This window comes from Enterobacter sp. 50793107 (assembly GCF_001463365.1).
In the GTDB taxonomy this organism is placed as follows: Bacteria; Pseudomonadota; Gammaproteobacteria; order Enterobacterales; family Enterobacteriaceae; genus Enterobacter; species Enterobacter cloacae.
In genome coordinates this window covers 80,260-92,648 of the sequence record NZ_LNII01000039.1, presented here as the reverse complement: position 1 = coordinate 92,648, position 12,389 = coordinate 80,260, and the positions used below count along the sequence as shown (strand labels likewise).

The window sequence follows — 12,389 nt, the reverse complement described above, 5'->3', positions numbered from 1 at the left end:
TCCCGGTGAAGGGCGGTATTACCCAGGGCACGGTCAACACGTTTAATTTTATTTTTGACGTGCGCTCTGCCGGGAAGAGTGCGACCAAGGCTGGTCAGGGTCAGATCCGCACCGTGCGTGAGGGCAACGGCCATGGAAACAAGGACATTAATCCGGAAGCTGTGAACGTCCGGTAAAGACGCGGAGAAAAATTTCTGGCAGACTGTCTGTAAAGGCACGATGAGGTCTCTTCTGATTTGTTAGCGCAACCAGTAGATCACACTTCATCGTGCTTTTCATTTTTCTGGGGAACCCTCAGCCCACCGGGAGAGGGAATAAACACTAAAAACGGCAACGTGCGTTGCCGTTTTGCTTTTACTTACTTAAATCCACCTGATAAATGGCGAACCCGATATCATCCGTCGCAACCTTCTTCATCGGGTATTGCGCCTTCTCCTTAATAAACGCCGCAGCCTTATCCGACGGAGACGTTTCAATGCGAATATCCAGTGGGGTATCGCTGTGGATCGGGGCCAGACGCCAGTTGTTATCGACCGCCGGATGAATCTCTCCCGCCTTTTTCGATTCTGCGCTGATCCAGGCGGCCAGCACCGAGCGGTTCTCATCCGGGGATGCAAAGGCAATGTGGCTATCGCCGGTGCCGGCAAATTTGCCGCCATACGCGCGATAGTTATTGGTCACCACCAGGAAGGTGGCCGCCGGATCGACAGGCTTGCCCTTGAAGGTCAGGTTTTTGATGCGCTCTGCCTGCGGATTAATGGCCTGACACTCGCCGTCATATTTCGCCGGCTGGGTGACATCAATCTGATAATCCACCCCGTCGATAACGTCGAAGTTATAGGTGCGGAACCCGTCCCAGTTAATCAACGACTGCGGCTTGTTGCTCTTCGGATCGATCTGGTTAAACTGCCCGGCGGAGCATTCCAGCCACTCTTTCACCTCTTTACCCGTTGCTTTAACCACGACCAGCGTGTTCGGGTAGAGATAGAGATCGGCGGCGTTACGGAACGTCAGCTGGCCTTTTTCCACTTCAACATAGCTGGCCGGGTCATTTTTACGTCCGCCCACTTTGAACGGTGCGGCGGCGGAAAGCACCGGCAGGTTGGCTAAGTCCGGATCGCCCTGAACAAAATGTTCGGCATAGGCTTTCTGCGCCATGTTGACCACCTGAACGGTTGGGTCATCCTGTATCAGCGCCAGATAGCTGTACATGTTGTCGGCGGATTTGCCGATCGGCTTGCTAACGAATTCGCGGGTGGCGACGTGGTCACGCTTGAGCACGTCGACGAGTTTTTGGTCTTCAGCCGCCAGTGATTTTTTGGCGGCAGCATCGTAAATGGGGCGCGCTTCGGCTTTGGATCCGGTCACCTTCCAGCTGCCGCTGTCGTTTTTGAGCACCAGATCCACCACCCCAAGATGGTCGCCCCACATGCCGGGCATTACCGCCGGCACGCCGTTGAGCGTTCCCTTGTCGATGTCTGCCCCTTTGATGCTGGCAAAATCCTTACCCGGGAAGACCGCATGGGCGTGGCCAAAGAGGATCGCGTCCACGCCCGGCACTTCGCTCAGGTAGTAAACCGAGTTTTCCGCCATCACCTGGTACGGATCGGCAGAGAGGCCCGAGTGGGCGACAACGACCACAACATCCGCCCCTTTTTCACGCATCTCCGGTACGTATTTACGCGCCGTTTCGGTGATGTCGTTAACGGTGACTTTGCCGGTGAGATTGGCTTTATCCCAGGTCATGATCTGGGGCGGTACAAAGCCGATGTAGCCAATTTTCAGCGTCTGCTTTTTACCGTCCTGATCAACAACCTCGGTCTCTTTAATCAGATAAGGGGTGAAAAGCGGCTTTTTGGTCTTAACGTCGATGATATTGGCGTTAACGTACGGGAATTTTGCGCCTGCCAGCGCATCGTGCAGGTATTTCAGACCATAGTTGAATTCGTGGTTACCGAGGTTGCCGACGGTATAATCCAGGGTGTTCATCGCTTTATACACCGGGTGGATCTCGCCTTTTTTCAGCCCCTTTGCCGCCATGTAGTCACCCAGCGGACTCCCCTGAATCAAATCACCGTTGTCGACCAGCACGCTATTTTTCACTTCATTGCGGGCGGCATTGATCAAACTTGCCGTGCGTACCAATCCGAATTTTTCCGTAGGGGTATCTTTGTAGTAATCGAAGTCCATCATATTGCTGTGCAGGTCGGTGGTTTCCAGAATACGGAGATCGACCGTCGCCGCCTGTACGCTCGCTGCAATCAGCGTCGCCAGGAGCGTTGCGCTAAACTTAATCATCAGAGGAGTCCTTTTTTCGATCCAGGCCACAAAAGAATATGTATCTATCGTTTGTTGCTTACAGAAGTGTGAATCCTGCCAGAAAAAAGGGCGATGAAACCGGAATTGCTTCACAGATAGCGGAATTGTTCACATTACGATATAAATAAAACAAAGAGTTATACCCACTGCGTTAACGAAGAGGTGGAGAATGTTAGATAAAATTTGTCAGCTCGCACGGGATGCGGGCGATGCCATCATGCAGGTGTATGATGGCGCACAACCGATGAACGTTGTCAGCAAGGCGGATGATTCCCCGGTCACGGCGGCGGATATCGCGGCGCATGGCGTGATCATGAAAGGGCTACAGGCACTCACGCCAGAGATCCCCGTGCTTTCCGAAGAAGCGCCGCAGAGCTGGGATGAGCGTCAGCACTGGCAGCGTTACTGGCTGGTCGATCCTCTGGACGGCACCAAAGAGTTTATCAAGCGTAACGGTGAATTCACCGTGAATATCGCCCTGATCGACAAGGGCAAGGCGGTGCTTGGGGTGGTCTACGCGCCAGTGATGAAAGTGATGTACAGCGCCGCAGAAGGCAAGGCCTGGAAGGAAGAGTGTGGTGTCCGCAAGCCGATCCAGGTGCGCGATGCGCGCCCTCCGCTGGTGGTTATCAGCCGCTCGCACAGCGACAGCGAGTTGGAAGAGTACCTGCAACAGTTGGGTGAACATCAGACGACCTCGATTGGCTCCTCGCTGAAATTCTGTCTGGTGGCGGAGGGGCAGGCGCAGCTCTATCCCCGTTTCGGGCCGACGAACATCTGGGACACGGCAGCCGGCCACGCGGTAGCCGCGGCCGCGGGTGCGCATGTTCATGACTGGCAGGGCAAGCCGCTGGACTACACCCCGCGCGAATCATTCCTCAATCCAGGCTTCCGGGTCTCTCTTTACTGAGCCAGCAGCTTGTGCAGCAGATCAACCACCTGCTGCACCTCTTCCTGGGTTAACGCCCCGTCTTTTACCCACTGCACCTGGCCGTTTTTATCCAGCACGATAATCGCTGAACTCTCTTCCTCAAGCTGCCAGGCTTTGCGCGTCACGCCGTTGCTGTCGACAATAAACTGCGACCACGGGTAGAGCTTTTTGTTGCTCTCAAGGCTTGAGCGTACAAACATCCCGGAGCCAGGGATGGCATCGTCGGTGTTCACAATGGTGGTGGTCTGATAGCGGTCATGCGGGAATTTTGCGGCCTTGATCGCTTCCACCAGGTTTGCGTTTTTCTCTTTTGCAGATGTACGACCGGCAATATGTTGTACAACTCTCACTTTGCCCGCGAGCTGCGCGCTATTCCACGGTTTGTAGCTAAACTTATCATTGTCGAGAATCAATTCTCCCCGGTCAGCAATGCCGACTGGCGGTACGCGTTGTCCTTTTTCAATGTTGTGGGCACTCGCCCACAGGGGCAGGAGCAGGCATGCGGCTGCAAGAATGTTACGTAGGGTCATGGTGTTTCCTTATTGTATGCAGGTGATCCGACCACTTGGTCTTACGCTTTTAATCATAAGTGCGATCAATGGGCTTTTCCCGCAATCCCGATGCCAGTTTGTGGGCGAACGCACATATCCATAAAAAAACGACGGCTTATACTGCCTGTAGTCACAGTTTGAAAAGATTATTCTGAATAATTGTAATCAAACGGTAAATAAACTTATGCACACTGGGTAACTACGTAGTTCTGGTCTATAGTCATTGGGCAACAAAATTTGCGCTCAGAACAGTCGGGCCGATTGTGGCGCCGCAAGAGCGTATGATTCGCAGGAGATACAAGAATGAAAATTTTCCAACGCTACAACCCGCTTCAGGTGGCGAAGTACGTGAAGATCCTGTTCCGTGGACGGTTGTATATCAAGGATGTTGGCGCTTTTGAGTTTGATAAGGGCAAGATCCTTGTCCCAAAAGTGAAGGACAAACAGCACTTGTCTGTGATGTCCGAAGTCAACCGTCAGGTTATGCGTCTGCAAACTGAGATGGCTTAACCTACGTGCTATGCAGTAGTTAAAAAAACGGCTCCCGATGGGAGCCGTTGATGTTTGTGGGGGGAAGTATAACTCTGACTCTGTTGTATCGGTGAATTTCTGGTTGCCACTTTCCAGAGGAAGTATGAGTTTGTGTAGTTATTCTTAAACTCTCTTTCAGTGCTCTCGTTTTGATATAAAACAATAAAAAATTGATTCTCTATTGGCCTTATTGAATAACGCATAAAGAATGCTCATCTCATTAACGAAAAGGAGTTTTAAGGATGGCTATTCCTGCTTATTTATGGCTGAAGGATGATGGTGGTGCGTTAATAAAAGGTGCTGTTGACGTGCAAGATAGAGAGTCAAGTATAGAGATCAATGGGTTTTCACATAATGTATCTATTCCAACAGATCCATTGACAGGAAAAATTACCGGAACAAGGAAGCACTCAAGTATCCTCTTTATGAAAGAATTTGATTGTTTATCTCCCTATCTGTTCAAGGCGGTTTGTACCGGTCAAACGTTAATAAGCGCAGAGTTTAAATGGTATCGTATTAACGATGCGGGTCAGGAAGTTGAGTATAACAACATGTTTCTTGAAAACGTAAAAATTGTCGGAGTTTCTCCTGTCATGCATGATACGAAAGATGCTTCGAAAGAGAAACATAATCACCTTGAATGTGTTGAGATGCGATATGAAAAAATAACATGGAAACACTGTGATGGGAATTTGCTCTTTTCCGATAGCTGGAACGAAAGGGCATAACATGAGACGTCCAGCAATCGCTGTTAAGCCTCAACCTCCTTATGATATTTCTTCATTTTCTCCACCCGGCGTTTCATTATCAAACAACATGATGATTGCGCGGTTCCATCATGGCCCGTCAGCGCTGACCTACTTATGGTTTTATAAGCAAGTAAAAGGGCATGGCCCTTGGGATTATAAAAACATATTAGGTAGGCAATACGAAAATTTTGGAAATTTTCATTTCGGAGCGGTAGGCATTGCCGCCGGAATTGAACCCGAGATATTATTGCGGGCAGCCGGACTTGCTCAAATTCTTGCAGGGACCAGCGACCCTAGTTTTAAAAATTATCAAGGGCCGGATTCACATGGGGATGATCCAACCGATCAGACATGGATTAGAGCAGGAATAGACTATGCTCAACGCTCTGGTTTTTAAAAAGAAGTGGCTATATATAATCGTCGTGATTATTTTGTTAGGGTGTGGCATATGGCGTGTAGTTGATGAATTTCTTTACCTTGAACAAGATATTATACGCCGAGAGAAAGTTGGTGAGTTGTCAACTTTAATTATTACTGAAAGTAATGCTGGAGCAACCACTCCATATGTATACCAATATTACCTATACTCTGCGAAAAAATCGGATGCGGATTTTTTAAATGATCTAAGAAGTGGCTATGAACCTTTCCTGGTGACTACCGCCTCAGATGTGTATGTAAAAATTGAAGATAATTCTATCCATCTTAAGGTTAGTGGTGATATCTTTAAATTTAAGAACGTTGCAGGCTATAGTTTTATATATATGGATTCATCACCGTTCTAAATTTTTTTATCAATGTCAGATACGTACTGCATATGAGTGAAAAAAGAAAGGGCAGTTAATCACTGCCCTTTTGTTATCACGCCGACACCTTCTCTTCCGCATCCGGCAGCTTCGGCACCAGCACGGTCGGTTTGTTATCAATACGCGTCACCAGCAGCTGGTCGATGCGGTAGTTATCAATATCCACCACTTCAAACTTGTAGCCGGAGAACTTCACCGAGTCGGTGCGCTTCGGGATTTTACGCAGCATAAACATCATAAAGCCGCCGATGGTCTCGTAGTTGCCTGACTGCGGGAACTCGTCGATATCCAGCACGCGCATCACGTCGTCGATTGGCGTTGCGCCGTCAATCAGCCATGAGTTCTCATCCCGCGCCACAATCTGCTCTTCCAGACCCTGGCCGACCAGGTCACCCATCAGCGTGGTCATGACGTCGTTGAGGGTAATGATACCCACCACCAGCGCGTATTCGTTCATGATAACGGCAAAGTCTTCACCGGCGGTTTTGAAACTTTCCAGCGCTTCAGAGAGCGTCAACGTGTCCGGTACAATCAGGGTATTGCGGATCTGCACGCCGCTGTTGAGCGCCAGGCTTTGGTTCGCCAGCACGCGGTTCAGCAGATCTTTGGAATCCACATAGCCGATGATGTGGTCGATATCTTCATTACAGACCAGGAATTTAGAGTGCGGGTGCTCCGCGACTTTATTCTTCAGGCTCTGCTCGTCTTCATGCAGATCGAACCAAATCACGCTTTCACGGCCCGTCATGGAAGAGGGCACGGTACGGGATTCCAGCTCGAACACATTTTCGATCAGCTCATGCTCTTGCTTGCGCAGCACTCCGGCCAGCGCACCGGCTTCTACCACGGCGTAGATGTCGTCGGAGGTGATGTCATCTTTACGCACCATCGGCAGTTTAAAGATGCGGAAGATGACGTTCGCCAGGCCGTTGAAGAACCACACCAGCGGACGGAACACGAACAGGCAGAAGCGCATCGGGTTGATGATACGCAAAGCCACAGCTTCTGGCGCAATCATACCGATGCGTTTCGGGGTCAGGTCAGCGAACAGGATGAACATCCCGGTGACCAGCGAGAAGGAGAGAATAAAGCTCATCTGCTCGGCAAGTTCGGCGGACATGTACTGAACGAACAGGCTGTAAAAGGCCGGAGAAAACGCTGCATCCTCCACGATACCGCCGAGAATAGCAACCGCGTTCAGGCCAATTTGTACCACGGTGAAGAACGTTCCAGGATTTTCCTGCATCTTCAGGATACGGGAAGCATTGATGTTGCCTTCGTCGGCAAGCAGCTTAAGTTTGATTTTACGGGACGCGGCCAGCGAGATCTCGGATATCGAGAAAAATGCGCTGACGGCTATCAGACAAAGTATTACTAAAATACTGTTTAACATAGTTTATCCGGCTTCTCGCCAGATCCTCGGAAGGGAAGTTGATACCATTTGTGTGGAAACACATTGAACGTCAGCTCGTAGCGTTGAGCTGATTATTTCAGCGGGTAGTATAGCGTAAAGAGATGTAAACCTGCCAGAGGTCACATTTTGCGGCGAAAAGAGGCCGGGCAGGCGGTGAACCGGCCCGGCGAGACGCGCTATTTTGCGGCCGATAACCCGACGTTGTTCACTGCACGACGGGCAGCATCGCCTCCCCATACCTGATCGTACTCATAGCCTGTGAGCTGTTTTATCACCACACGAGTATTGGCATCGCAGTCGCGGTAATCACCGCCCAGCTTACGGCGGGCAATCTCCTTGAGAAGCAGTTTATGCGTCTCGCGGGTGAGCTTGAATTTATAGGTAGTGAAGAAGCTCACCGCCAGCAGGGCTGCCGTCGCGAAGATCATCAGGCCTATAATCGCCCCCAGCGCGCTTTCAGGCTGTGCGCCGCCGCCCTTCACAAAGCCGGACTCCTGCAGGACCAGGCCAATAATCATGATGGCGATCGCCACGGTGCTTTTGCGGGTCAGGACCATCACCCCGGCAAAAATCCCTTCGCGGCGCTGCTGCGTCACCATCTCGTCAATATCAGGAATGAAGCTGTAGATATTCCACGGTATGTAATAGAGGCCCGCGCGGGTGGCGCCCAGCAGGATAAAGACCGCCGTGAACAGCAGCGTGGGCACCTGGGTTTTGGTCAGGTAGACCGTAAACAGGAACACCAGCACGAAGAAGATCCCGCCGTAAGAGAGGCGCAAAGCGGCAGAAGGGGAGACATTCAGCCTGTTCAGCAACAGCATAAATCCATATGTGCCAGGTACTGAGGCGAAAGCCGCAATGCTCAGCCAGCCGGAGACGGCTGCCGCGTCCTGGCTCAGACAATACACGACATAATAGGTAAAGACCGAACCGAATACGTCCATCGCCGTAAATGAAAAGATATAAATAATAATATGCAGGCGGAACGCGCGAATACGGAAAGAGGAAAAGAGATCCAGCACCAGATATTTCAGGTGATTAATTAATCCGCTGCTGCGCTGTTTATCCACTTTAAACGTGGATGGCTGTTGCACATCTTTCGCTTCCCAGGTGGTATACCAGGTAATAAATACCGCAATACAGAATACGCAGGAGAATATCAGCCCGGTAAGAGTATAGGTAAACGGATTATCTTTCCCCGTGAACTGCATAATGACGCCGGGAACGGAAACCGCAAGAAAGCCGCCGAGCTGAGAGCAGATCATACGCACACCGGAGAGACGGCTACGCTCTTCATACCGGTTAGTCATTTCAGCGGCCAGGGTTTCCCAGGGTACCAGCACCATCGCCGACAATAGCTCAATAGAGAGGTAAGTGCCCAGGTAATACCAGTAACCCATGTCCGTAAGCCACAGCAGGGCATACAGAAACATTAAGGGCGAACTGAGTAATAAAAAGAAGCGGCGACGGCCAAATTTACGCCCGAGCCAGGTATCACCGAAATTATCCGTGATATAACCCATAATCGGGCTTAATAACGCATCAATGACGCGAGCAATAGCAAATATCGAACCCGCTTCGACGACAGAGAGCCCGCAATAGGTGGTGTAAAAAAATAAAAGCCAGGTGCCGATAATGGCGAAAGCGCCTCCGCCAAACAGATCGGTTATACCGTAGCCGAGCGCCACGCCATAACCCACTCTACGTTCAGTTGGTTTGACCATAATAATATCCAGTGTAGGGTAATGATTAACCCGATCTGTCGGGTCGTTTTTTATTTACTGCTGGAATACAAATTACGTTCTATTAATTGATTTCTATCCATTGCCTTAATTGAGATGATCGATAAATAGCCTCCACAAGGGTGAGTGATTTCCCGGCTTCATGGATATCGGTGTAATCCGTGTAACCGGGGTGAGTGATAGCCTGATAAAAACGGCGGATCGCCTGCTGGTGGCCCAGCCCCCAGTAGCTTTTGACCGAACCGTCCGGGGAGTCGTCGCAGGTGAGCCTGACGCGCTCACCCGGCGTCACGCGCCAGAGCGTGTTGTCGTTCAGCAGCAGCGAGCCCTGCTCGCAGTGGATCTCCATCAGAAGCGGGGAATCAGTGGTATTGCAGTTGCTGGCGTAAAACAGGCCGCGCGCGCCGTTAGCAAAGTGCAGCGTGGCCATCGCGCTGTCTTCACCTTCCGTCACGTCCGCCAGTTCACCGCTATCCACCACGCCTTTCACACGCGTTACGCCGCCGGCGAACCACTGCATCAGGTCGAGGGTATGAATGGCCTGGTTGATCAGCAGGCTGCCTCCTTCCGTAGCCAGTCGCCCACGCCACGGACTTTGGGTGTAGTACGCGCCCGAGCGTGACCACGTCAGCACCGCTTTGATGCTGAGCATTTTTCCCAGCTCGCCTTCGTCCAGCGCCTGGCGAATGCGCAGGCTGGTGGGGTTGAGCCGGTTCTGATAACACACGCCGAGCAGACACGTAGCCTGGTCAGCGGCACGGGTGATATCCACCAGTTCGCTGCTGTTCATGCCCACCGGTTTTTCGCAGAAAACATGCTTTCCGGCGGCGAGGGCCGCCAGAATCATGCTTTTATGCTCAAAGTGCGGCGTGCAGATATGGACCACATCGATGGCATCATCCAGCAGCATCTCCCGGTAATCCTGATAGAAGCGGCACTGATAGCCCAATGCCAGCTTCAGCCCTTTGACGCTGTCGATATCTGCCAGCGCGCGCAGCGCAACGTTGGGGAGCTGGCGCAGCGCATTCACGTGGCAACCGTGAATCGCTCCGGCGCCGATCACCGCCGTGTTCAGGAGCTTCATTGTCGCCTCCCGTTATGCCGTTGCGTTGGCCAGCATCTGTGCCTTCACGCAGAGCTCCGCCGCCTTAAAGGCGTGAGCCTGGGTCATGGCATGTTCAGTACGATGCAAACAGTCGAGGATCAGTTCGCCAAAGAACGGGAATCCGACCTGGCCGGCGACCGGATAACGGAACTCCCCCTCGTTATTGACGAGATACACCACATCCTGTTCACCACGGGTGAGATCGACATATTTGCGGATCTCAATATAGCCTTCGGTGCCCAGCAGCGTCAGGCGGCCATCGCCCCAGGTCGAGAGCCCGTCAGGGGTAAACCAGTCGCAGCGGAAATAGCCGCTGGCGCCGTTTTCCCCTTTCAGCATGGCATCGCCAAAATCTTCGAAGGCGGGGTACTGGGGGTGTTTAACGTTCCGTACCTGGCTTGCCACCACGGTGGCGTCACTGTTGCCGGTGTAAAACAGGAACTGCTCAATCTGATGGCTGCCGATATCGCATAGAATGCCGCCGAAATAGCGCCGATCGTAGAACCAGTCCGGGCGGCCGGTCCCTTCCCGGTGCGGGCCCGTCCCCAGCGTTTGTACGACGCGGCCAATGGCCCCTTGCTGCACCAGTTGTCCGGCAAAGACCGCGCTCTCAACATGCAGGCGTTCGCTGTAATACACGGCGTATTTCCGGCCCGTTTTTTCCACCATGGCTTTGGCATCTGCCAGTTGTTCAAGGGTGGTAAGGGGGGCTTTATCGGTGAAGTAATCTTTGCCTGCGGCCATCGCTTTTAGCCCCAGCGCGCAGCGCTCGGCGGGAATGGCGGCGCCAGCTACCAGACGCACCTCATCGTCGGCGAGTATGGCATCCAGGGAGTCTGCAACCCTGGCCTGCGGATACTGCTGAATGAATTTATCCACTTTTGCCGGATCGGGGTCGTAGACCCATTTCAGCGTGGCGCCCGCTTCAATCAGGCCGTTACTCATGCCGTAGATATGGCCGTGGTCGAGCGCGGCAGCGGCAAAGACAAACTCTCCTTCCCTGACAACGGGCTGAGGTTTACCCACTGGCGCGTAGTTCATGCCGTCATTTTTGTTCATGGTGTTACTCCTTCATCCAGATCTTTGCCCAGGGGAATCGCACCGACTTCGCTGAAGTTGGCGACGCTTGCGGATTTTTCATAAAAACGGGGGGCGAGGGCGTTGGTCCCGCCGGTACGGTAAAACGGATCGTCGCGTTGAATCGGCAGCGAAACCACGGAGCGGGTGATGGCGGATTTATAGATCGCGGTTATCAGCTCCAGCGAACGTTTGCCCTGCAGGCCATCTACTAACGGCGCCGTGCCGTGCTCGATGGCATACAGCAGGTCGTTAATCTGCCCGGTGTGCAGCGTCCATTCGAGCTTCGGCGTCTCGTGAAAAACGGCGTTAAGCTGCGCTTCCCGCTCCAGGTCCCGATCATTCTGGGGGAAGCCGTTATCAGCGCTGACGCTGGCAAAGGCCTGCCACGGTGCAGAGATGCGCGCCTTTTCACCCTGGATAATGATTTTCTGATCTTCTCCGTGGTGCACGACCGAGGCGGTTAGCTGAGTGAGTGCGCCGCTGGGGTATTTAAATATTGCCGCGCTGAGATCTTCGACTTCAGCGTTGTCGTGCGCCACGTTGGTCATCATAGCCACCACTTCAGACGGGAAGCCCAGCATCCACTGAATGGCGTCGATGTGGTGAACAGCGTGGTTAAGGGTGCAGCCGCCGCCCTCTTTTTCCCAGGTGCCGCGCCACCACAGGTCGTAGTAGCAGTGTCCGCGCCACCAGAACGAGTCCACCTGGGCATGGCACACCTTGCCAGCAAGGCCCGAATCCAGCGCCGCTTTTAAACGCCAGAAGGCATCGGTAAAGCGGTTTTGAGCGATGATGGCGAGCAATTTACCGCTGGCCTGTTGCGCGGCGATCATGGCGTCGCACTCCTCCAGCGAGGCGGCCATCGGTTTTTCGCACAGCACATGGCAACCCGCATTGAGGGCATTAATGCTTATCTCTGCATGAACGTAGGGCGGCGTGCAGACGTCGACGATATCGATATCTGGCTCTGACGCCAGCATCTGCTCGTGGCTTTCATACACGCGTGCGTCCGTCAGGTTGTAGCGTGCTTTTTTCTCGTGGGCTTTTTCCGGGTAGATATCGACCAGCGCGACGATCCGGCAGCGTTGGTCAAACTGCAAATAACCCTGAATATGGTTATGCGAGATATTTCCTGTTCCCACGATGGCGACATTTAACATCGTT

The 12,389-nt window shown here is 52.5% G+C and carries 12 protein-coding genes and 1 pseudogene; 5 read left to right on the top strand and 8 right to left on the bottom strand.

All coding sequences use genetic code 11. The annotated features are described in order from the left end of the window. Window positions 1-218 (bottom strand): annotated as a pseudogene (locus APU11_RS28765) (IS4 family transposase); the annotation flags it as partial. Between the two features lie 136 nt (window positions 219-354). Beyond that, entirely contained in the window at window positions 355-2,298 is a 1,944-nt protein-coding gene (locus APU11_RS05655; RefSeq protein WP_058651182.1) for a bifunctional 2',3'-cyclic-nucleotide 2'-phosphodiesterase/3'-nucleotidase, read from the bottom strand. A gap of 190 nt (window positions 2,299-2,488) precedes the next feature. Here APU11_RS05655 and cysQ point away from each other — a divergent pair, with 190 nt between their 5' ends. After that, entirely contained in the window at window positions 2,489-3,229 is a 741-nt protein-coding gene (gene cysQ, locus APU11_RS05650; protein ID WP_013095322.1) for a 3'(2'),5'-bisphosphate nucleotidase CysQ, read from the top strand. On the opposite strand, the gene APU11_RS05645 is transcribed toward cysQ, so the two are convergent. Then, window positions 3,223-3,780 carry a YtfJ family protein gene (locus APU11_RS05645; RefSeq protein WP_013095323.1) on the bottom strand — a complete coding sequence of 186 codons (558 nt, stop codon included), beginning with the start codon at window positions 3,778-3,780 and terminating at the stop codon, window positions 3,223-3,225. The genes cysQ and APU11_RS05645 overlap by 7 nt on opposite strands. 324 nt (window positions 3,781-4,104) lie before the next feature. On the opposite strand from APU11_RS05645, the gene APU11_RS05640 reads away from it, so the two are divergent. The 4 genes from APU11_RS05640 (at window position 4,105) to APU11_RS05630 (ending at window position 5,863) form a co-directional block, all read left to right on the top strand. Further along, on the top strand, window positions 4,105-4,311 hold the full coding sequence (locus tag APU11_RS05640; RefSeq protein ID WP_008501430.1) for a DUF1107 domain-containing protein: 207 nt from the start codon (window positions 4,105-4,107) through the stop codon (window positions 4,309-4,311). Window positions 4,312-4,574: 263 nt separating this feature from the next. After that, window positions 4,575-5,060 carry a type VI secretion system tube protein TssD gene (gene tssD / locus APU11_RS05635; RefSeq protein ID WP_058651181.1) on the top strand — a complete coding sequence of 162 codons (486 nt, stop codon included), beginning with the start codon at window positions 4,575-4,577 and terminating at the stop codon, window positions 5,058-5,060. 1 nt (window position 5,061) lies between these two features. Then, window positions 5,062-5,478, top strand: coding sequence for a polymorphic toxin type 44 domain-containing protein (locus tag APU11_RS26555; protein ID WP_071885244.1), 417 nt, complete (start codon window positions 5,062-5,064; stop codon window positions 5,476-5,478). Then, entirely contained in the window at window positions 5,456-5,863 is a 408-nt protein-coding gene (locus tag APU11_RS05630; protein WP_038984254.1) for a hypothetical protein, read from the top strand. Before APU11_RS26555 ends, APU11_RS05630 begins: the two co-directional genes overlap by 23 nt. 76 nt (window positions 5,864-5,939) lie before the next feature. Here APU11_RS05630 and APU11_RS05625 read toward each other — a convergent pair whose 3' ends face one another. The 5 genes from APU11_RS05625 to APU11_RS05605 all read right to left on the bottom strand — a co-directional run bounded on the left by APU11_RS05625 (window position 5,940) and on the right by APU11_RS05605 (window position 12,385). Next, window positions 5,940-7,277: a hemolysin family protein gene (locus APU11_RS05625; protein ID WP_060578361.1), complete on the bottom strand. Its 1,338-nt coding sequence runs from the start codon at window positions 7,275-7,277 to the stop codon at window positions 5,940-5,942. A 197-nt stretch (window positions 7,278-7,474) separates the two neighbouring features. Continuing rightward, window positions 7,475-9,022, bottom strand: coding sequence for an MFS transporter (locus APU11_RS05620; RefSeq protein WP_023619690.1), 1,548 nt, complete (start codon window positions 9,020-9,022; stop codon window positions 7,475-7,477). 82 nt (window positions 9,023-9,104) lie between these two features. After that, a complete protein-coding gene (locus APU11_RS05615) occupies window positions 9,105-10,124 on the bottom strand; it encodes a Gfo/Idh/MocA family oxidoreductase (protein ID WP_058651180.1) in 1,020 nt (339 codons plus the stop codon). 12 nt (window positions 10,125-10,136) lie between these two features. Then, on the bottom strand, window positions 10,137-11,204 hold the full coding sequence (locus APU11_RS05610; protein ID WP_058651179.1) for a Gfo/Idh/MocA family oxidoreductase: 1,068 nt from the start codon (window positions 11,202-11,204) through the stop codon (window positions 10,137-10,139). Beyond that, window positions 11,201-12,385 carry a Gfo/Idh/MocA family oxidoreductase gene (locus tag APU11_RS05605; RefSeq protein ID WP_058651178.1) on the bottom strand — a complete coding sequence of 395 codons (1,185 nt, stop codon included), beginning with the start codon at window positions 12,383-12,385 and terminating at the stop codon, window positions 11,201-11,203. The genes APU11_RS05610 and APU11_RS05605 overlap by 4 nt, the downstream gene beginning before the upstream one ends. Window positions 12,386-12,389 lie beyond the last annotated feature (4 nt).

Bases quoted from the DNA above. Each gene is read 5' to 3' on its own strand.
- APU11_RS05655 (WP_058651182.1), bottom strand. From the start codon at position 2,298: ATGATTAAGTTTAGCGCAACGCTCCTGGCGACGCTGATTGCAGCGAGC.
- cysQ (WP_013095322.1), top strand. From the start codon at position 2,489: ATGTTAGATAAAATTTGTCAGCTCGCACGGGATGCGGGCGATGCCATC.
- APU11_RS05645 (WP_013095323.1), bottom strand. From the start codon at position 3,780: ATGACCCTACGTAACATTCTTGCAGCCGCATGCCTGCTCCTGCCCCTG.
- APU11_RS05640 (WP_008501430.1), top strand. From the start codon at position 4,105: ATGAAAATTTTCCAACGCTACAACCCGCTTCAGGTGGCGAAGTACGTG.
- tssD (WP_058651181.1), top strand. From the start codon at position 4,575: ATGGCTATTCCTGCTTATTTATGGCTGAAGGATGATGGTGGTGCGTTA.
- APU11_RS26555 (WP_071885244.1), top strand. From the start codon at position 5,062: ATGAGACGTCCAGCAATCGCTGTTAAGCCTCAACCTCCTTATGATATT.
- APU11_RS05630 (WP_038984254.1), top strand. From the start codon at position 5,456: ATGCTCAACGCTCTGGTTTTTAAAAAGAAGTGGCTATATATAATCGTC.
- APU11_RS05625 (WP_060578361.1), bottom strand. From the start codon at position 7,277: ATGTTAAACAGTATTTTAGTAATACTTTGTCTGATAGCCGTCAGCGCA.
- APU11_RS05620 (WP_023619690.1), bottom strand. From the start codon at position 9,022: ATGGTCAAACCAACTGAACGTAGAGTGGGTTATGGCGTGGCGCTCGGC.
- APU11_RS05615 (WP_058651180.1), bottom strand. From the start codon at position 10,124: ATGAAGCTCCTGAACACGGCGGTGATCGGCGCCGGAGCGATTCACGGT.
- APU11_RS05610 (WP_058651179.1), bottom strand. From the start codon at position 11,204: ATGAACAAAAATGACGGCATGAACTACGCGCCAGTGGGTAAACCTCAG.
- APU11_RS05605 (WP_058651178.1), bottom strand. From the start codon at position 12,385: ATGTTAAATGTCGCCATCGTGGGAACAGGAAATATCTCGCATAACCAT.